Consider the following 19,010-nt stretch of genomic DNA (forward strand, 5'->3'; position numbering starts at 1 on the left):
ATTTACGCTTCCTCTTTCTGCTTTGCGGAGAAAGTCCTGACATCGAACTCCCGCGCATTTTTCAAGTTCGGTATTTTCGCACGCGCTTCCGCGCTTTGCGCCACGTCGATATCGGCGAGGATCACGCCCGGCTCGTCATGGTCCGCCTCGGCCAGCACCTCGCCCCAGGGCGAGACGATGATCGAATGACCGTAAGTCTCGCGACCGTCCTCATGCAGGCCGCCCTGGGCGGCCGAAACGAGGAATGCCCCATTCTCGATGGCACGCGCACGCTGCAACACATGCCAGTGCGCCGCGCCGGTCTGACGCGTAAATGCCGCCGGGCCGGTGATCACATTCGCACCCGCCAGCGCCTGCGCGCGGAAAAGCTGCGGGAAACGGATATCGTAGCAGACCGCCATGCCGATTTTTGCAAAAGGCAGATCGGCGATCGCGGTTTCCCGGCCCGGTTCGTAGGTTGCCGATTCGCGCCAGCTTTCGCCATTGTCGAGATCGACATCGAACATATGGATCTTGTCATAGACTGCGATCCTGTCGCCGGACGGCGCAAAGATACCGCCGCGATTGGCGATCTTGCCGCCGCCCGCATCGATTGCCGTCGAACCGATATGCAGGAAGATGCCGTGTTTTGCCGCCAGGGCCGAGGCGGCCCGGAACACCGGATCGCCAGCCTCGTCGCGCAGGCTTGCGAAAAGCGCGGCACGGTCGCGCATCAGCGCGCCGGTCATTTCCGGCGTCTGGACATAATGAGCCCCTTTTGCCGCCGCTTCCGCGACCAGTTTTTCCATGGCTTCCACATTGCGGGCGACATCGGTCCCCGAACGCATCTGGATAGCGGCAGCGCGAAAAATGCTCATCGGTTCCTCCCCGTAAATGTCAGATCAGTTCGCCGGTCTTCAGCAGCGCATCGAGCCTGCCCTCGGCATCCAGCGCATAAAGATCATCGCAGCCGCCGACGTGAACCGGACCTACAAAAATCTGCGGAAACGTATTGCGGCCCGAACGCTGCTGCATCTCGGCACGCAGTTGCGGCGTCGCGCCTGCATTGATTTCATTGAACTCCACGCCCTTGCGGGTCAGAAGGTCTCTGGCGCGGGTGCAATAGGGGCAGCCGGGGCGCGTGTAGATAGTGACATTGATCATAGAAAACTCCATTCGTTGCCTCACTATATAAGGGGCAATACCGTCATCTGGAAGCCCTTCGGCGTCTCACGAGAATGTGTGGCCCGATCGGGCTCAATCGGGCAGGACGCGGCTGAATGTCAGAACGTCGACGCTTTTTGCGCCGCCGCGTAACAAGGCCCGCGTCGCCGCCTTCACCGTGGCTCCGGTCGTATAGACGTCATCGATCAGCAAGACCCGTCGCCCCCGCACATGAATTTCATGTTCCTGCGGCACGCGAAAAGCGCCATCGACATTGCGTCTGCGCTCTTTCATGCCAAGCCCGATCTGCTGCTCCGTCCGCCGCGTGCGCACCACACCCTGCGGTGCGAAGGGCTTCGATTCGAGCTTCGCCAAAGCCCGCGCGAGTTCCGCCGACTGGTTGAAACGCCGCTGCCAGAACCGCCAGCGATGCAGCGGCACCGGAACGACGACCTCGCATTCATCCAGAAGTTCACGTCCCGCCCGCTGCATCCAGCGGGCCATCCATGGGGCCAGATCGGCGCGATCATGGAACTTGAGCGAGACCGCCATGCGCTGCGCCGCACCCCGGTGCAGCACGGCGGAACGCAACCGGCGAAATGGCGGCGGATCGGCAATCGCCTCCGCGCTCATGAAATTCTCGCCCAGATCATGGCTGAAGGGCAGGCCCAGCACGGGACAATAGGGCTTTTCGATGAAACGCAGTTCCGGCCAGCATTTCGGGCAGAGCGTACCCGGTTCGGATACGTGCGTGCGGCAGCCGATGCAGGTCGGCGGAAACAGTATATCCGCCGCCGAACGAACAGATCTCCCCGCGAGACGCCGCAGGGCGCCACCGGCCCCGCGCAAAAAGGTTTGATGCGGTGTATCGTCATCTGCCATTGCATTCGCCCCCGTTCGAATGCATCTATCCCCACAACCATTCTACCGACGGATGCTCGAAAGAGAAGACGAAATTCATGCCCGCCCAGACTGACGAAAACGCGATCTTCGATCGCGATCTCCTGCTTGCATTCCGCCGACGCGCCCTCGCACGTGCGGAGCCGGGAGCGGATTTCCTGTTGCAGCGCATTGCCGACGATCTGGCCGACCGCCTCGACGCGGTCGAACGCCGTTTTCCGGTCGCTGTCGATGTGGCAGGGCATACGGGGGCTGGCGCTGGCGCCATTGCACGTTCCGGCAAGGCGGATTTCGTGGTTCGCGTCGAGCGGGACAGAGGCTTCCTGCAAGGTCCCTTCCCCGCCATCGTCGGCGACGAGGAATTGCTGCCGCTTAAACACGCAAGCGCCGATCTCATCGTGTCGCTGATGGCCCTGCACGCAACCAACGACACGCCCGGAACCATGGTTCAGATCGCCCGCGCCCTGAAACCCGACGGTCTGTTTCTGGCGGCCTTGAGCGGTGCGGGCACGCTCGGAGAATTGCGTGAAAGTCTCCTTCAGGCGGAAATCGAACTGACCGGCGGCGCCTCACCGCGCATCTTCCCGTTTCCAGACGTGCGCGATGTGGGTAGCCTTCTGCAGCGCGCCGGTTTCGCCCTGCCGGTGACGGATGTCGACAACATTACCGTGCGCTACGATTCGCTGTTCAATCTGATGGCGGATTTGCGCGCCATGGGGATGCAGAACATCCTGCGCGACCGTTCGCGAAAGCCGGTTTGCAAACGCCTTTTCCTGCGCGCAGCGGAAATCTATGCCGAACGCTTTTCCGATCCGGACGGGCGTATCCGCGCCACCTTCTCCATTATCTGGCTGTCGGGCTGGGCTCCGCACGAATCGCAGCAAAAGGCGCTGAAGCCCGGCTCTGCAAAAGCCTCGCTGGCCGAAGCGCTCAAGAAGGCCGGGGAAGAATGACATCTGTCTCGCCAAAGCGGGAACCGACGTTAGAGCGGTTCCTGCTTTGACTGAATCGTTGCAACTGCTCTAACTATTTGTTTTTACGCATTATCCTACGCAAAACCGGTTTCCACTTTTGCTGGAAATGCTCTAGCAATGGCTGCCATTCGCCTCGCTCACGCAGACCGGTTTCGGGCTGCGCTTGATCGAACCTGTCATGGTGCGGTCGATCCCGTCCGGCAGGACCGACTGGGCTGCGACCTTGTTCGCCTGATCGTTGAGAACCGGGACAACAATGAGCGCCAGCGCAACGACGGCGGAGCCGAACAGCAGGACAAGACGCAGGATTCCGCGGCCCGCCTTGGTCAGCGGCCTGGCCGAATATTCGTTGTGATCGGCGCTAAAATAATTGTTGTCGAAACTCATGCTTCAAGTCTCCGGAGCAGCTCGGAATCGAGAATGCCTCAACGGAGTGAATCATAGATTAACCGGTGAGCGGAATCGTAAGAAATTGCCAACCCTTTTCCACAGCCGGGGAAGGTGACGGGGTTACAGAAGATCGAGCAGAAACGGGATCAGCGGTTCGTCGGCTGGCGGCATCGGATAGTCGCGCATATCCTTCGGACGGACCCATTTCAGTGCCTGCCCTTCCAGCCCGCGCGCAATCCCCTCGTAGCGGCGGCAGACATAGAGCGGCATGAGAAGATGAAAATCGTCATAGGTATGGCTCGCGAAGGTCAGGGGAGCGAGGCACGCCGCCTTGGTGGTGACGCCGATTTCTTCCTGCAATTCGCGAATGAGCGTTTCTTCCGGCGTTTCGCCCGGCTCCACCTTGCCGCCGGGAAACTCCCACAATCCGGCAAGCTGCTTGCCTTCCGGGCGCTGCGTCAGCAGGACCCGTCCGTCCGTATCGACCAGCGCACAAGCCGCAACAAGAAGAAGGCGGTGTCCCTTCACATCATTCATTTTTCGTTGCTCTCCCGATAAGCATAGCGATAGGCTTCCCGGAAGCCGAAGCCTTGATAAAGCGCAAGCGCGGCGGCGTTGTCCGCCTCGATCTGCAACCAGCCGGTTTTCGCACCGAGCTTCGCCGCCCATTTCAGTGCCGAGCCGACAATATCCCGGCCATACCCCTTCCGCCTCGCATCGCGCAGCGTTCCTACATCGAACAGGCCCGCCATGATGCCGTCCTGCACGCAGAGCAGATTGGATACGGCGCGTCCGTCCTGTTCCAGAACGAACATGCCCTTGTTGGGACGAACGCTGTTGAGAAGTTCGGAAAAGCCGGGGCGCATATCCGCCGGTCTTTCATGGATGGAAAGCGAGGCATCGACGAAACGTCCGATATCCTTGAGCGGTATCTGGTCGATGGCCCCGGACAGGTCCAGTTCCTCCAGACTCGAGGTCATCACGATGGCTTCGTCCTTGCGCTTCCAGCCCAGCCCCTCGAGATAGTCTTCCAGCTCGCGCGGCGCGAGCGGCGACAGGCGGAAACACGGTACGCGGCCATAGGCCCGGAAGCGCTGCGCCGCCAGTTCCACGCGGGTCGGTATATCCCGCGTATCGCCGGGATCGAGCGGGTTGATCGAATTGAGGCGTTTGGAGGGATGCGCCGCCGTCATGCGTATCGCCCACGTGCCGTCATAGTGGACCGAGGTGGCGGGCCATGCGCGGAAACCCACGGCTTCGAGCTGGCGGACGATAGCAAGACTTGGCACAATAAACTCCTTAAACATAGCCGGACCGGGCGCCCCGGCTCGATGAGATTCGGAAAGACAGCGCGCCGAAAATAGTGGTCTTTGAGACCCGGAGCGGAATGTACTTTTGGGTACATGAGCACCGGAAGCGAAAAAGAGCGCTATTTGCAGGCCGCTGGAACCCGAATATCGCGAGCCTAGCTGCGGTAGTCGCCGTTAATGGCCACATATTCCTTGGTGAGATCGCAGGTCCAGACGGTGGCCTTGCCGCGACCGATGCCAAGATCGACGAGAATGCGGATATCCTCGCCCTTCATATAGGCCGAGGCGGCATCTTCCGAATAATCCGGGTCACGCTCGCCCTGATAGGCGACGCGAATATCGCCAAACGAAATGGCGAGACGGTCACGGTCAGCCGGTTCGCCCGCCTTGCCGACCGCCATGACCACACGGCCCCAATTCGCGTCCTCGCCTGCAACCGCCGTCTTGACCAGCGGCGAATTTGCGATGGAAAGCGCGATCTTCTTGGCGGACGTTGCCGACTTCGCACCCATCACCTCGATTTCGATCATCTTGCGCGCGCCTTCGCCGTCGCGCACCACCTGCAAGGCCAGCGACTTCAGGAGACGGCCAAGCGCCCTCTTGAACGCGCTGAGGCGCTTGTCGGCGGGATCGGTGATTTCTGGCGCGCCGCGTTCCGCCGCCGTACCGGTAGCAAAAAGCATCAGCGTGTCGGAAGTGGAGGTGTCGCTATCGACCGTCACCGCATTGAAGGTCGACCCGACCCCCTTCGACAAAAGGCTTTGCAGCACATCCGCCTTGATCGGCGCGTCGGTGACGACGAAGGACAGCATCGTCGCCATGTCGGGGGCGATCATGCCCGCTCCCTTTGCAATGCCGTTGATCGTCACAGGCACATTGCCAAGAAGAACCGTTTCGGTCGCCACTTTCGGATAGGTGTCGGTGGTCATGATGGCCTTGGCGGCCTCGGTCCAGAAATCAGCGACCGCTTGCCTGTTCATGTCGCCCAGCAGATGCGCGAACTTGCCCGCGTCCAGCGGTTCGCCGATCACGCCGGTGGACGCCAGGAACACGTCTGTCGTGGTGCAACCGACAGCCTTTGCCGCAGCCTCGGCCGTGGCCCGCGTCGCGGCAGCACCCTTGACGCCGGTAAAAGCGTTGGCATTGCCTGAATTGACCACCACGGCACGCGCCTTGCCATGCACCAGATTCTCGCGGCAGAAATCGACCGGCGCGGACGGGCAAAGCGAACGCGTGAAAACGCCCGCCGCTTCCGCCGGACGGTCGAAGACCATCAGCATGACATCCGTTCGGCCCTTATATTTGATCCCGGCGGCGGCGGTAGCGATGCGCACGCCATCGACGGCCGGCATGGACGGATAGGATTTGGGAGCGAGCGGGGAAACGGACGCGGACATGATTGCCTCAAAAGAGCGGTTTGGTCGGTTTTTCGATTCTGGTGCATTGGAAATGTTTGCAGCGCAAAATCAAGCAGAAACAGAGGAAACGACCGTTAAAATAAAAAACGCCCCGGCAGGTAAACCGGCCGGGGCGCTTGTCTGTGAAACGACGCTTACTGCTGCGGAGCCGCGCCTTCGGGCGCATCTGCCTCGTCCGCGCCTTCCTGGGCGGCGGCAGCTTCCTTCATGGCCTTTTCGACGGCCGGGTCCTTGTAGTCGATCTTCATGCCGTCACGCAGCTTCTTGACGGCCTCGACATAACGCTCGCGCATGACGATCGAACGAATCTGGTCCTTGACCTGCTCGAATGCCGGCGGCTGCTTGGTGCGGCGATCTTCGAGCTGGATCACGTGGAAGCCGAACTGGGTCTGCACCGGTTCCTTGGTGTATTCGCCGGGCTTCAGCGCAAAAGCCGCCTTCTCGAATTCCGGCACCATCTGGCCTTCGGTGAAGTAACCGAGGTCGCCGCCATTGGCCGCCGAACCGTCGGTCGAGCTTTCCTTGGCGAGGTCCTCGAACTTGGCGCCGCCTTCAAGCTTCTTGACGATCGCCTCGGCCTCTTCCTTGGTCTTCACGAGAATGTGACGCGCACGCACTTCCACCTGCGGCGGCATGGCGGCGATTTCCTTGTCGTAACGCGCGCGCACATCGGCGTCGGCGATCTTGTCGACAATCGCGTCCTTGAAATATTCGTTATGGAGTGCGCGTTCGCGCAGGAATTCCATGCGATTCTTGAATTCGTCGGTCTGGTCGAGCTTTTCCTTCTGTGCTTCGCCAGCCATCGCCTTGATGTCGATGAGCGCGGCAAGCGCGGCCAGACGGCGCTGTTCGGCGGGAAGGCGCGAGAATTGCGGATCGAGATCGCCTGCCGCCTGGTCTACTTCACCGACTGTGATGTCCTTGCCGTTGACGGTCGCCAAAACCTTGGACGGATCTTCCTTCTGCGCCGGAGCGGCTGCGCTCTGGGCTGCATCGGCAGGTTTTGCAGCATCCTGCGCAAATGACGACGCGCCGCCGACGCATGCCAATGCGACAGAAGCCGCGAGAACGGCGAGAGCCTTGCGATAAGGCGTTTTGAGAATGGCTTTCATATGAGATTCTCTCCTTCGGGACCGTTTACCCGCCCGATGAATGCGGCAGAATTTGGCCCGGATCGTGCCGCCTCGTCGGAAAAAGCGGGCTTTCCGGCCTCCCGAGCAACGTTGACATCGCCCATTGCCCCTCTTATCTGTCCTTCGGCTTTACGTCCAGTAAGCGACTGGGAGAATTATGTCTTGCAAGCGCCGTATCTGGCAGCTTTCACAGCGCAGTTTTCTTGCAATTGTTTCAATACGCGTGAATAAAGCATTCGACATTGCCGGAAGCGCTTCCGGCTGAACGGACAGGAAAGGACCAGGAATGGTCAGCTTTGGCGGCCTCGCCCGCAAGATATTCGGTTCATCCAATGACCGCCAGGTAAAGGTCCTGCGTCAGCGGGCGCAGCAGATCACAGCGCTCGAGAAGAATTACGAAACACTCACCGATGAGCAGCTTCAGGCCAAGACCGCCGAGTTTCGCGCGGCATTGGCTCAGGGAAAGACGCTCGACGCCATCCTGCCCGACGCTTTCGCCACCGCGCGCGAAGCGGCGAAGCGCGTGCTTGGTATGCGCCCCTTCGATGTCCAGCTGATCGGCGGCATGGTGCTGCATGAACGCGGCATCGCCGAAATGCGCACCGGTGAAGGCAAGACGCTGATGGCGACCCTGCCCGTCTATCTCAACGCGCTGGAAGGCAAGGGCGTCCACGTCGTTACCGTCAACGACTATCTGGCCACCCGCGACGCCGAAACCATGGGGCAGCTCTATAACTTCCTCGGCCTGACCGTCGGCGTCATCAAGCATGGTCTCGATGACGACGAGCGCCGCGCAGCCTATGCCTGCGATATCACCTACGGCACCAATAACGAACTCGGCTTCGACTATCTGCGCGACAACATGAAATATGAGCGCGCCCAGATGGTGCAGCGCCCGCATAATTACGCCATCGTCGACGAAGTGGACTCGATCCTCATCGATGAAGCGCGCACGCCGCTCATCATTTCCGGTCCGCTGGAAGATCGCTCGGATTTCTACAATCTCATCGACACCTTCATTCCGCCGCTGGCGGAAGAAGACTATGAAGTCGATGAAAAGCAGAAGACCGCCATCTTCACCGAAGTCGGCACGGAAAAGGTCGAACAGCTTCTGGAAGCGGCCGGCCATCTCAAGGGTGAAAGCCTTTACGACATCGAAAACGTTTCGGTCGTCCATCACCTGAACAATGCGTTGCGTGCGCACAAGCTGTTCCAGCGCGACAAGGACTATATCGTCCGCAACGATGAAATCGTCATCATCGACGAATTCACCGGCCGCATGATGCCGGGCCGCCGTTATTCCGAGGGCCTGCATCAGGCGCTGGAAGCCAAGGAGCATGTGACGATCCAGCCGGAAAACCAGACGCTGGCCTCGATTACCTTCCAGAATTATTTCCGCATGTACACCAAGCTGTCCGGCATGACCGGAACGGCGGCGACCGAAGCGGAAGAATTCGGCAATATCTACAATCTCGAAGTGCTGGAAATCCCGACCAATCTGCCGGTTCAGCGGGCCGACGAGGACGATGAAGTCTATCGCTCCGTCGAGGAAAAATACCGCGCCATCGTCAAGGATATCCGCGCCTCGCACGAAAAGGGCCAGCCGGTCCTTGTCGGCACGACCTCGATCGAAAAGTCGGAGCTTCTGGCCGAACGCCTGCGCCGCGACGGCATCAAGGAATTTCAGGTTCTCAATGCCCGTTATCACGAGCAGGAAGCCTATATCATCGCACAGGCCGGCGTGCCGGGCGCGATCACCATTGCCACCAACATGGCCGGTCGCGGTACCGACATCCAGCTCGGCGGCAATCTCGAAATGCGGGTGCGTCAGGAACTGACCGACGTGCCGGAAGGCGCCGAACGCGACGCGAAAATCGCTGCGATCAAGGCCGATATTGCCCAACTCAAGGAAAAGGCGCTGGCTGCGGGCGGCCTTTACGTTCTCGCCACCGAGCGCCATGAAAGCCGCCGCATCGACAACCAGCTGCGCGGTCGTTCCGGCCGTCAGGGCGATCCGGGCCGCTCAAAATTCTTCCTGTCGCTTCAGGACGATCTGATGCGCATCTTCGGTTCCGACCGCATGGATGGCATGTTGCAGAAGCTCGGCCTCAAGGAAGACGAAGCCATCGTCCATCCCTGGATCAACAAGGCGCTGGAAAAGGCACAGAAGAAGGTCGAGGCGCGCAACTTCGAAATCCGCAAGAACCTGCTCAAATATGACGACGTCATGAACGATCAGCGCAAGGTGATCTTCGAGCAGCGTCTGGAAATGATGGACGAGGAAGACCTCACCGAAATCACCGGCGAAATGCGCCATGAAGTGATCGAGGATATGGTCGCCTTGCGTATTCCCAAGGACGCCTATGCGGAAAAATGGGACATTGACGGCCTGAAGGAAGACGTCGATTCCAAGCTCAACCTGGACCTGCCGGTCGAGGAATGGGCCAAGGAAGAAGGCATCGCCGAAGAGGAATTCGAAAACCGCATCAAGGAAGCCGCCGACAAGGCCGCGGCCGACAAGGCGGAACGTTTCGGCCCGCAGATCATGACCTATGTCGAAAAATCGGTCATCATGCAGTCGCTCGACAATCTGTGGCGCGAACATCTGGTCAATCTTGACCATCTGCGCTCGGTGGTGGGTTTCCGCGGCTACGCCCAGCGCGATCCGCTCAACGAATACAAGAGCGAGGCTTTCGAGCTGTTCCAGGCCCTGCTTGCGAACCTGCGCGAAGTGGTCGTTTCCCAGCTGATGCGGGTCGAAATCGTCCGTGAGGCACCGCCTGAACCGGAACTTCCGCCCATGCATGGTCTCCATATCGACGGAACCACGGGCGAGAACGATTTCGACGACGCGGCTTGGGCGGATCATCAGCGCGACGACCGCATCGTTCCGACCGCCGACCGTGATCCCGCCGACCCGCGCAGCTGGGGCAAGGTGAGCCGTAACGAGCCATGCCCATGCGGTTCCGGCAAGAAATACAAGCACTGCCACGGCGCTTTCGAGTGAGTCGAACCCGACCTTGAAGCATAATCCGACCGAAGTGAAACGAGGTCGACTGGGTTATGCCTGAAATAGAGCGCATCCGAAAAGCGTGAAGCGGTTTTCGGACAAGATACGTGACAAAACAAAAGGTTAGCGCGCCAATCCGACCGAATCGGATCGGCGCGCTGGTATAAGACATTTACCGGGGCTTTTTCTTTCTTTCGGCACCGGCGGAAAACAACCTACCCGGAAATGACGGGAAAAGCGCAGCCTATATTTTAGAACATGCGAATGTAACCACCGTTTAGACAATACTTACCATTCGTTCCAGTATTCCGGCCTTTGACAGATCAGACTTTTTCTTTTTCTCTTTATAAAGGACTCCCGGCTATGGTCCTTCGGCGGCCTGTGAAAAACGTGACATAAGCGGCCGACGAAACGACAAGCCGGAACATCCGGCCAAGCAGGCAGGCTTGCGCAGACAGGGTTGGTATCAGTGCGGTTTTCGGCAGCTGCAACGGCAAGCCGGTTTTTACCCGGCAGGATCGCGACCAGGCTTCGTCCCGTGACGGAGCGGCTTGATGCCGTGTTGAGCGGTAACGGGCCACAGGCCAGCGCCCAGCGCTCCTCTCTGGTTGCCTTTTCCGTACGCATTGCGAGCGCCGCCATCGCTCTCCTGTCCCAGGTCGTTCTGGCGCGCTGGATGGGTGAATTCGAGTATGGTGTCTTCGTTCTCGTCTGGCTGACAATGATCATCATCGGCGATCTGGCCTGTTTCGGACTGCATACGACGATCATCCGTTTCGTGCCCGAATACGCGCAACACCAGCTCTACGGCCTCGCGCGCGGCATCATCTTTACCGGACGCATATTCGCCTTCATATCGGCTACTCTTATCGCACTCGCTGGCGCCGCCCTGCTGTTTCTGCTCAAGGATCACGTCGCGAGCTATTATCTCGTGCCCTTCATTTTCGGCTTTGTCTGCCTGCCGATGATCACGCTCGGCAACATGCTGGACGGCATTGCGCGATCGCGCACCTGGGTGATGATGGCGCTGACGCCAAGCTACATCGTCCGTCCTCTCCTCGTTCTCCTGTTCATGGTCATCGCGCACGAAGCCGGGCTGCCTGCCACGGCGACCGTTGCACTGGCCGTTTCGATAGCGGCGACATGGCTTACGACCTTCGGGCAGTTTCTGACTGTCGATCGCTCGCTGCGAAACGATATTCCCCACGCCCGACGTGACCACCGCCTCGGCGAATGGATCAAGGTTGCGCTACCGATCTTCCTCGTCGAGGGCTTTTTCTTCCTGCTCATCAACGTAGATGTGCTGATGGTAGGGCGTGCCCTTGATCCCGAGCATGTCGCGATCTATTTTGCCGCCACGAAGATCATGGCGCTTGCGCATTTCGTCTATTTCGCGGTCAAGGCCAGCGTCGCCCAGCGCTATTCGGACCTGCTGCACAGCGGCGACCGCGCCGAATTCGCAAGCTTCGCCGAGGCCTCCGTCCGCTGGACGTTCTGGCCGACGCTGTTTCTCGGTGCCGTCATCCTGCTCGCGGGCTATCCGCTTCTGCGTCTGTTCGGACCTGCCTTCACGACGGGTTATCCGCTTCTGTTCATTCTGATTGTCGGCGTCATCGCGCGCGCCAGCGTAGGGCCTGCGGAAAGCCTGCTCAATATGTCCGGCAAGCAGAATATCTGCGCGCTCCTCTATGCTGCGACGCTTGCTGTCAACATCACTCTCAATCTGGTGCTGATACCGCGCTTCGGCCTGACGGGCGCTGCCGTCTCGACCGCCCTCGCCATGCTGATGGAAGCCGCCCTTCTTTCGGCAGCCGTATCACGCAGCCTGCACATAACCATGTTCATTCTCATTCCACGAGACCGTGCCAAGACCTCGGAGGAGACCTTGTAATGGCCGCGAAACCCTTGCTCGAAGAATCGGCCGGCGGAAATGCAGCCCACATCGTTTCGGAACTTTCCGACAGCGGAGCGGCGGTCGAGATCGCCAAGAAGCTTGAGGAAAGCCTGCACAGCCACGAGATTCCGCGCAAGCTCGCCATCTACGGCGCGGCAGCCGGCTTCCAGCTCCGCGACGAACTCGATCATCTGAGCAACCGCACGATAGAGCCGAACGTCTTCTTCAATGCCCGGTTTCTGGCCCCGGCCATGCCGCGGCTGGAGGACCGTGAAGTGCGCTTCATGGTGATGCGCGACGAGAACGAGATACGCAGTCGTCTGCGCTTCGTCATGCCCTACACCATCGAGCGCCCGGGCCTGCCCCTTTCCACGCCCGTGATCCGCGCCTGGTCGACACCGTTCGGCCCGCAGGGAACGCCGCTGATCGATCATGACGATCCGATCGGCGTGCTGGAAGACCTGTTCGACATTCTTGCCCGCAAGCATCTCAAAATGCCGGAAGTGCTGGTTCTGCCCGAAATGCGCGCCAACGGGCCGGCCGCGAAACTGATCCGCTCGGTTGCCGTGGGCCGACAGCTTCCAGTCGTTGCGATAGAGCGAAAGGAACGTCCCTTCCTCAAGAGCGAACTGGACGGCGACGCCTATATCCGCCAGGCAATCGGCGCACATCACCGCCGCGATTATAACCGTCTCTGGCGCAGGCTCGCCGAGAAGGGCGAGCTTGCCCATAGCGTCGCCCGCACGCCGGACGAAGTGCGTCACGCGTTCGAACATTTCCTGACGCTCGAAGCGTCCGGCTGGAAGGGAAAGCGCGGCACCGCCATGGCGGTGGACCGTTTCCGCGCGGCGTTCGCCCGCGAAGCGGTCAACAATCTTGCCGAACGCGATTGCGTGCGCATCCACACGCTGGAACTTGATGAACGTGTCATCGCGGTTCTGATCGTATTCACGGTTTCCGGTGAAGCCTGGACCTGGAAGACAGCCTATGACGAGAGCCTGAACGCGTGGTCGCCCGGCGTACTCCTGATGATCGAAATGGTGAAGAACCATCTGAACGATCCGAACATCAACCGGACGGATTCCTGCGCCGTGCCGGACCATCCGGTCATGATGCGGCTATTCGAAGAGCGCGAAACGATAGAGACGCTCGTGATCGGGCTCAATCCGTCGGCGGACAAGCTCGTCCGCCAGGCCGCTTCACAGATTCACCTCTATCAGCGCACCCGCAATCTGGCTCGCATCGTCCGCAACCGCATCCGCAGTATCGCCGAGCGAAAATAGTCGCATTTCGGCCAGAAAATCGGTGGTCGGCTAAAAAAGAGAGCCGACCGCGACGACGTTGAAACTGCTGGCAGAAATCGCGATTTGAGCCGTTCTGGAAAGCGTGTTACACTTTGTTTCGGGAGAGCGCATGACAGGCGGAAGAGGAGGTCCGCGCCGGTATCCGACGCCCCTTGCAGGGTGCCGAAGCCGGGTAAAAACAAAGCTTCCGTCTGGCCAGAACGCTGTCGCGCCCTCCCGGGGAAGGAGATGCGCCATGGAATATTTTCATTATGTCAGCACGCTCGACTATGTCCTGCTGGGCTTCATCGCCTTGCTGGTGTTCTGGAATCTGGTCGAGGCAAGTCTGCGCAGATAGGCATCGCCTGAACGCAAGCCCGGCTTGAAGCCGCGCGAAAGGCTTGGCTCCCGGCCCGGCTGTTTTTTCCATCCTGCGACAGCCATGGAAAATGGCTGCGACAGAGGCTGTGATTATTTATCCCGTCCCCATTTCAGGATGACGCAAGCTGTACGCATGAGTAATTGACCTCGTTTCGTTTAGCCGGTATATCCCAACCCGCTGTCCGCTTTGGACCATATCGACTGCTTCGGCAGAATGTGCGGGTGTGGTGGAACTGGTAGACGCGCCGGACTCAAAATCCGGTTCCGAAAGGAGTGTCGGTTCGATTCCGACCACCCGCACCATTTTTCGCTAATCTTCCGCCCAATCTGTATAAAAAAACCTGCATGGGCGCCTCGTCGCAGGCAGCGGCAAATTTGCCGCCACCCGACCGTTTTCGTCTCTCACGCAGCATCCAGCGCCTGCGCCAGATCGGCGATCAGATCGTCAGGATGTTCGATGCCGATGGACAGCCGGATCGTTGATTCCAGCACACCTATACGCTCTCTCACTTCGACAGGAACACCGGAATGGGTCATTGCCGCAGGATGGCTCGCAAGCGATTCCGTACCGCCAAGGCTGACCGCAAGCTTCAATATCTGCAACGCGTTCAGAAAGCGGAATGCCGCGGCCTGCCCGCCCTTGATATCGAACGAAAACGTGGAACCAGCCCCGCTGCATTGCCGCTTGAACAATGCGCCGACGGCGGAGTTCTCGTCCTCGAACGGCAGATAATGCAGTTTTTCCACCTTGGGATGATCCCGTAGAAATTCCGCGATTGACTGCGCATTGCTGTTGGCGCGCTCCATGCGCAGCCCGAGCGTTTCGAGCGAGCGGCCCAGCATCCAGCAGGAATGCGGGTCGAGCTGCGTACCGATGGCTCCGCGCAACGCCTTGACCTGCCGGACCAGCGTCTTCTCACCCAGTACCGCGCCCGCAATCAGGTCGGAATGCCCCCCGACATATTTGGTTAGCGAATAGACCGAAAGATCCGCGCCGTGATCAAGTGGCTTCTGGAAAACCGGCCCAAGCAGCGTGTTGTCGCAAGCGATGACCGGACGATGCCCCTGCCGCTCCCCGATCTTTTCGGCCACACGCCGGATGGCTGCGATATCGACGATGCTGTTGGTGGGATTGGCGGGCGTCTCGATCAGGATCACCGAAACCCGGCCTTTGCCTGTGGCTTCATCGGCAGCCCGTTCGATGGAGGCTTCGCTCACGCCATCGGCAAAAGCGACAGCTTCGACGCCGAAATTGAGAAATGTCCTGGCAAGGAGCGTTTCCGTGCCGCCATAAAGCGGCTGCGAATGAAGGATCACATCGCCGGGACGGGCAAACGCGAACAGCATCGTCGCGATGGCCGACATGCCGGACGAGAAAAGCGCGCAGCTTTCCGTGCTTTCGTAAACGGCAAGGCGATCCTCGACGATCTCGCTGTTGGGATGGTTGAAGCGGGAATAGACAAGACCGGCGCCGACGCCTGCCGGAGGTTCCTTGCGACCGGACACGAAATCGAAGAAATCGCGTCCGTCTTCGGCAGTTTTGAAAACGAAAGTCGAGGTGAGGAATACCGGGGGCTTGACGGCTCCCTCGGAAAGCTCCGGATCGTAACCGTAATTGAGCATCTGCGTTTCGGGATGAAGCGGATGATTGCCCAACATGGTCTTTGAAGGCCGCGGCGCAGTCATGATTACCTCCTTGTGAAAACCCTCCCGCCCGGTCACGGACAGGAGAAGCTTAGGGTCTAGACCCTAGAACGCATCCCGAAAAGTGTGAAACGGTTTTCGGATAAGATGCGCGTCAAAAACGAAGGATTGAGGCGCCGACCGCTGCCTCATGGGATCGGTATTGCCCGCCGCCTATTTGATCACCAGCACCGGTACGGTGCTGAAAGACAGGACTTCCGCCGCCTGACTTCCCAGAAGCAGCTTGTTCACACCGCGACGGCCATGCGACGCGATCACGATCAGATCGGCGTTGCGGGCCTTTGCCGCTTCCACGATGCCCTGCGCCGGTGACTGGTTCTCGACATGCACCGCTTCGGCGCTGACACCCAGTTCCACGGCCTTGGTTTTCGCCCGCGAAAGAATGTCGGCGGCAGCCTTGGTGATCGCTTCGCGGTATTCCTGAAACGCCGCCGGGCTCGATGCCCATTCCGCCGCCACCACGATGCCGTAGGAAGGCAGAAGTTCGGTCACGGAAACGAAGGTAACCCTGGCGCCGGTTTCCTTGGCCAGAGCCACGCCCTGATCCACGCCCTTCTCGGCGAGTTCCGACCCATCGGTTGCGATCAGTATATTCCTGTACATAGTAATTCTCCTGGCTGCCTGATGCCCGATTATGTGAAATTTCCGCCGACAGCACATTGACGCGGATCAATCGGGCTTTCAGCCAAGCTAATACGCAATCCCCCAATTATAATGGAATTTACTTCCAATTTATCAGATTATAAAGAATATAATTCTAAAAATCATCAATTCGCCGCATATCTTCAACTATGCTTTTGCGTCGTTTCCTCCTAAACTTCGCGCCACAATAAGGGAGACAATGCCATGAACGAGTCTCATTCCTCGAAAACCGCCGGGCGTGGTCGAGTTTACGATTCCATTCTCGATACGATCGGCAATACGCCGCTCGTGCGCATCGACAAGTTCGCCCGCGAGAAGGGCGTCGGCGCCCATCTCCTGGCCAAGCTGGAATTCTTCAATCCGCTGGCCAGTGTGAAGGACCGCATCGGGCTGGCATTGATTGAAGCGCTGGAGCGTGACGGTCGGGCCGTGCCGGGCAAGACGGTCTTCATCGAACCAACCTCCGGCAACACCGGCATTGCGCTTGCCTTTGCCGCCGCGGCCAAGGGCTATCGTCTCGTCCTCACCATGCCCGAAACCATGTCGGTGGAACGCCGCAAGCTGCTCAAGCTTCTGGGCGCCGAACTGGTGCTGACCGAAGGCGCGAAGGGAATGAAGGGCGCCATTGCCGAAGCCGAAGCCATCGCGGAAGGCAACCCGAACGCGATCATCCCGCAGCAGTTCGAGAATCCGGCCAATCCGGAAATCCATCGCCTCACGACGGCGGAGGAAATCTGGAACGACACCAATGGCGAAGCGGATATCCTTATTTCCGGTATCGGAACCGGCGGCACGATCACCGGCGTCGGCCAGGTCATCAAGGGGCGCAAGCCTTCCTTCAAGGTCATCGCGGTGGAGCCGAAGGACTCGGCGGTTCTTTCCGGCGGAGCGCCCGGACCGCACAAGATTCAGGGTATCGGCGCCGGTTTTGCGCCAAAAACGCTCGACACCGGCATCTATGACGAGGTGGTTCAGGTTTCCAACGAAGACGCCTTTGCCAATGCCCGCCTGATCGCACGCCTCGAAGGCATCCCGGTCGGCATTTCTTCCGGCGCCGCCCTGACAGCCGCCGTCGAAATCGGCAAACGTCCGGAAAATGCCGGAAAGAACATCGTCATCATCATCCCGTCCTTTGCCGAACGCTATCTTTCGACCGCGCTGTTCGAAGGTCTGGAATAAGCCGGAATCGGGTGAGCGCACGAAACCTCACCTGTATCCCAAAACAAAAGCCAGAGCGGGTGACCGTTCTGGCTTCATTTTTTGGCGTCACGGTTCGGCAACCGAACAGGACTTCTTGAGCGTCATGTCAATGGCCCATGCGCGCCGCGCAGGCCGGGCCCGGCCCGCGCATATAATGGCGCTCGGGCCTGTAGCTCGGTGCGACGAACTCGCGAATGACATGAACGCTGTCACGCAACTGAACAAGAATGCTCATCGTCTTCACCTTTGTTAGAAAAGTATGATGCTCGGAATGGATGCCCGTCATGTTCCGACCGCAAATGACCGGAACCGTGAAACGCTGCTCATTTCTGAACATCTTAATGAAAACTTTAACAATCAAAGATGAACAAGCTCTGAAGCCGCACGGTTAAAGGTAAGTTAATAGTAAGGATGTTCGGGCTTTTCCACAGCCTCGCCTTGCGATCCCGAATTGTCGCCACAATTGAAAAAGGCCGGCTTGAACCGGCCTTTTGTCAGCAAAACGAATGTATCAGCGTGTGGGAACGGGGTGTTCGCCGCGATAATCGTAAAAACCGCGACCCGTCTTGCGTCCCAGCCAGCCAGCCTCGACATATTTGACCAGCAAAGGACACGGGCGGTATTTGGAATCCGCAAGCCCGTCATACAGGACCTGCATGATGGAAAGGCAGGTGTCCAGCCCGATGAAATCGGCAAGTTGCAGCGGCCCCATTGGATGATTGGCGCCAAGCTTCATGGCCGTATCGATGGCCTCGACGCTGCCGACACCTTCGTAAAGCGTGTAGATCGCCTCGTTGATCATCGGCAGCAGGATGCGGTTGACGATGAAGGCCGGAAAATCTTCGGCGACCGTCACCGTCTTGCCCAGCGCCGTGACGAAATCGTTCGACTTGCGGAAGGTTTCCTCGTCGGTGGCGATGCCGCGAACCAGTTCCACCAGCTTCATCACCGGCACCGGATTCATGAAATGAATGCCGATGAAACGCTCCGGACGATCGGTGGTGGATGCGAGACGGGTGATTGAAATGGACGACGTGTTGGTCGCCAGAATTGCCTCCGGGTTCAGAATCGGGCAAAGCTGCGCAAAAATCTTGCGCTTGACCGTTTCATCTTCGGTTGCCGCCTCGATGGCGAGATCGACGCCGGCAAGATCCTCCATGGAATTTGCCGGGCGGATGAGTTTCATCGCGGCTGCGCGCTGATCTTCCAGAAGCTTCCCGGAAGAAACCTGACGCGCCATATTGCCGTTGATGGTGGCGATGCCCTTTTCCAGCCGATCCGATGCCGCATCGTGAAGAAGCACATCGAACCCGGCCAGCGCGCATACATGGGCAATCCCGCTGCCCATCTGTCCTGCGCCGACCACCCCTACCGTCTTGATTGCCACAGTTGTCACTCCTTCATTCGGCCGCCCCCTTGCGGAGCAGACCGACTATATCAATTCTGTCGCGGACAGATACAGTCCTTTTGAGAAATGCGAAAACTTCACTTGCGCGAATACCCGCTGTCCCCAACGAGAAAGCGGCGGGGTCGGCCCGCCGCTTTCCGGTTTATCAGAGTGCTTTCTGCAATTCCGGCAGGACGGTGAACAGGTCGCCGACGAGGCCGTAATCGGCCACCTGGAAGAT

Annotated in this window: 17 protein-coding genes and 1 tRNA gene; 6 read left to right on the plus strand and 12 right to left on the minus strand. The window is 59.3% G+C overall.

Annotated features, from left to right (window positions below):
• Window positions 1-2: 2 nt before the first annotated feature.
• From FHS76_RS21150 to FHS76_RS21160, 3 genes are all read right to left on the minus strand, one after another.
• Window positions 3-857, minus strand: a complete 855-nt coding sequence (locus FHS76_RS21150; protein WP_183657867.1) for a carbon-nitrogen hydrolase family protein — start codon at window positions 855-857, stop codon at window positions 3-5.
• Between the two features lie 19 nt (window positions 858-876).
• Window positions 877-1,143, minus strand: coding sequence for a glutaredoxin 3 (gene grxC, locus FHS76_RS21155; protein WP_183657869.1), 267 nt, complete (start codon window positions 1,141-1,143; stop codon window positions 877-879).
• Window positions 1,144-1,236: 93 nt separating this feature from the next.
• Window positions 1,237-2,025, minus strand: a complete 789-nt coding sequence (locus tag FHS76_RS21160; protein ID WP_183657871.1) for a ComF family protein — start codon at window positions 2,023-2,025, stop codon at window positions 1,237-1,239.
• Between the two features lie 77 nt (window positions 2,026-2,102).
• On the opposite strand from FHS76_RS21160, the gene FHS76_RS21165 reads away from it, so the two are divergent.
• Window positions 2,103-2,996 (plus strand): methyltransferase domain-containing protein, encoded by an 894-nt coding sequence (locus tag FHS76_RS21165; protein WP_183657873.1) that lies wholly within the window; start codon window positions 2,103-2,105, stop codon window positions 2,994-2,996.
• A 132-nt stretch (window positions 2,997-3,128) separates the two neighbouring features.
• On the opposite strand, the gene FHS76_RS21170 is transcribed toward FHS76_RS21165, so the two are convergent.
• The 5 genes from FHS76_RS21170 to FHS76_RS21190 form a co-directional block, all read right to left on the minus strand.
• Window positions 3,129-3,404 (minus strand): hypothetical protein, encoded by a 276-nt coding sequence (locus FHS76_RS21170; RefSeq protein ID WP_183657876.1) that lies wholly within the window; start codon window positions 3,402-3,404, stop codon window positions 3,129-3,131.
• Between the two features lie 123 nt (window positions 3,405-3,527).
• The gene (gene mutT, locus FHS76_RS21175; RefSeq protein WP_183657878.1) at window positions 3,528-3,944 is read right to left on the minus strand and encodes an 8-oxo-dGTP diphosphatase MutT; all 417 of its coding nucleotides are present in this window, start codon (window positions 3,942-3,944) and stop codon (window positions 3,528-3,530) included.
• Window positions 3,941-4,699: a GNAT family N-acetyltransferase gene (locus FHS76_RS21180; protein ID WP_183657919.1), complete on the minus strand. Its 759-nt coding sequence runs from the start codon at window positions 4,697-4,699 to the stop codon at window positions 3,941-3,943. Before FHS76_RS21180 ends, mutT begins: the two co-directional genes overlap by 4 nt.
• Before the next feature lie 173 nt (window positions 4,700-4,872).
• Complete coding sequence (argJ, locus tag FHS76_RS21185; protein WP_183657881.1) at window positions 4,873-6,114, minus strand: bifunctional glutamate N-acetyltransferase/amino-acid acetyltransferase ArgJ; 1,242 nt, start codon at window positions 6,112-6,114, stop codon at window positions 4,873-4,875.
• Window positions 6,115-6,269: 155 nt separating this feature from the next.
• A complete protein-coding gene (locus tag FHS76_RS21190) occupies window positions 6,270-7,247 on the minus strand; it encodes a peptidylprolyl isomerase (RefSeq protein ID WP_183657885.1) in 978 nt (325 codons plus the stop codon).
• A 307-nt stretch (window positions 7,248-7,554) separates the two neighbouring features.
• Here FHS76_RS21190 and secA point away from each other — a divergent pair, with 307 nt between their 5' ends.
• The 4 genes from secA to FHS76_RS21210 all read left to right on the plus strand — a co-directional run bounded on the left by secA (window position 7,555) and on the right by FHS76_RS21210 (window position 14,139).
• Window positions 7,555-10,275: a preprotein translocase subunit SecA gene (gene secA, locus FHS76_RS21195; protein WP_183657899.1), complete on the plus strand. Its 2,721-nt coding sequence runs from the start codon at window positions 7,555-7,557 to the stop codon at window positions 10,273-10,275.
• Window positions 10,276-10,816: 541 nt separating this feature from the next.
• Entirely contained in the window at window positions 10,817-12,169 is a 1,353-nt protein-coding gene (locus FHS76_RS21200; RefSeq protein ID WP_328700558.1) for a lipopolysaccharide biosynthesis protein, read from the plus strand.
• Window positions 12,169-13,455 (plus strand): type IV secretion system effector crotonyl transferase BspF, encoded by a 1,287-nt coding sequence (gene bspF / locus FHS76_RS21205; protein ID WP_183657903.1) that lies wholly within the window; start codon window positions 12,169-12,171, stop codon window positions 13,453-13,455. The genes FHS76_RS21200 and bspF overlap by 1 nt, the downstream gene beginning before the upstream one ends.
• A gap of 599 nt (window positions 13,456-14,054) precedes the next feature.
• Window positions 14,055-14,139, plus strand: a tRNA-Leu gene (locus FHS76_RS21210).
• A 99-nt stretch (window positions 14,140-14,238) separates the two neighbouring features.
• Here FHS76_RS21210 and FHS76_RS21215 read toward each other — a convergent pair.
• Window positions 14,239-15,522 (minus strand): cystathionine gamma-synthase family protein, encoded by a 1,284-nt coding sequence (locus FHS76_RS21215; RefSeq protein WP_183657905.1) that lies wholly within the window; start codon window positions 15,520-15,522, stop codon window positions 14,239-14,241.
• A gap of 171 nt (window positions 15,523-15,693) precedes the next feature.
• A complete protein-coding gene (locus FHS76_RS21220) occupies window positions 15,694-16,143 on the minus strand; it encodes a universal stress protein (protein ID WP_183657907.1) in 450 nt (149 codons plus the stop codon).
• Between the two features lie 243 nt (window positions 16,144-16,386).
• Here FHS76_RS21220 and cysK point away from each other — a divergent pair, with 243 nt between their 5' ends.
• A complete protein-coding gene (gene cysK, locus FHS76_RS21225) occupies window positions 16,387-17,361 on the plus strand; it encodes a cysteine synthase A (protein ID WP_183657910.1) in 975 nt (324 codons plus the stop codon).
• Window positions 17,362-17,488: 127 nt separating this feature from the next.
• Here cysK and FHS76_RS22770 read toward each other — a convergent pair whose 3' ends face one another.
• Both FHS76_RS22770 and FHS76_RS21230 read right to left on the minus strand, forming a co-directional pair.
• Window positions 17,489-17,617, minus strand: coding sequence for a hypothetical protein (locus FHS76_RS22770; protein WP_268902818.1), 129 nt, complete (start codon window positions 17,615-17,617; stop codon window positions 17,489-17,491).
• 276 nt (window positions 17,618-17,893) lie between these two features.
• Entirely contained in the window at window positions 17,894-18,769 is an 876-nt protein-coding gene (locus FHS76_RS21230; RefSeq protein ID WP_183657913.1) for a 3-hydroxybutyryl-CoA dehydrogenase, read from the minus strand.
• Window positions 18,770-19,010: the final 241 nt, after the last annotated feature.

Origin of the sequence: Brucella daejeonensis (genome assembly GCF_014199265.1) — a bacterium.
In the GTDB taxonomy this organism is placed as follows: domain Bacteria; phylum Pseudomonadota; class Alphaproteobacteria; order Rhizobiales; family Rhizobiaceae; genus Brucella; species Brucella daejeonensis.

Coding starts and splice junctions, on each gene's coding strand:
- FHS76_RS21150 (WP_183657867.1), bottom strand. CDS start 857: ATGAGCATTTTTCGCGCTGCCGCTATCCAGATGCGTTCGGGGACCGAT.
- grxC (WP_183657869.1), bottom strand. CDS start 1,143: ATGATCAATGTCACTATCTACACGCGCCCCGGCTGCCCCTATTGCACC.
- FHS76_RS21160 (WP_183657871.1), bottom strand. CDS start 2,025: ATGGCAGATGACGATACACCGCATCAAACCTTTTTGCGCGGGGCCGGT.
- FHS76_RS21165 (WP_183657873.1), top strand. CDS start 2,103: ATGCCCGCCCAGACTGACGAAAACGCGATCTTCGATCGCGATCTCCTG.
- FHS76_RS21170 (WP_183657876.1), bottom strand. CDS start 3,404: ATGAGTTTCGACAACAATTATTTTAGCGCCGATCACAACGAATATTCG.
- mutT (WP_183657878.1), bottom strand. CDS start 3,944: ATGAATGATGTGAAGGGACACCGCCTTCTTCTTGTTGCGGCTTGTGCG.
- argJ (WP_183657881.1), bottom strand. CDS start 6,114: ATGTCCGCGTCCGTTTCCCCGCTCGCTCCCAAATCCTATCCGTCCATG.
- FHS76_RS21190 (WP_183657885.1), bottom strand. CDS start 7,247: ATGAAAGCCATTCTCAAAACGCCTTATCGCAAGGCTCTCGCCGTTCTC.
- secA (WP_183657899.1), top strand. CDS start 7,555: ATGGTCAGCTTTGGCGGCCTCGCCCGCAAGATATTCGGTTCATCCAAT.
- bspF (WP_183657903.1), top strand. CDS start 12,169: ATGGCCGCGAAACCCTTGCTCGAAGAATCGGCCGGCGGAAATGCAGCC.
- FHS76_RS21215 (WP_183657905.1), bottom strand. CDS start 15,522: ATGACTGCGCCGCGGCCTTCAAAGACCATGTTGGGCAATCATCCGCTT.
- FHS76_RS21220 (WP_183657907.1), bottom strand. CDS start 16,143: ATGTACAGGAATATACTGATCGCAACCGATGGGTCGGAACTCGCCGAG.
- cysK (WP_183657910.1), top strand. CDS start 16,387: ATGAACGAGTCTCATTCCTCGAAAACCGCCGGGCGTGGTCGAGTTTAC.
- FHS76_RS22770 (WP_268902818.1), bottom strand. CDS start 17,617: ATGAGCATTCTTGTTCAGTTGCGTGACAGCGTTCATGTCATTCGCGAG.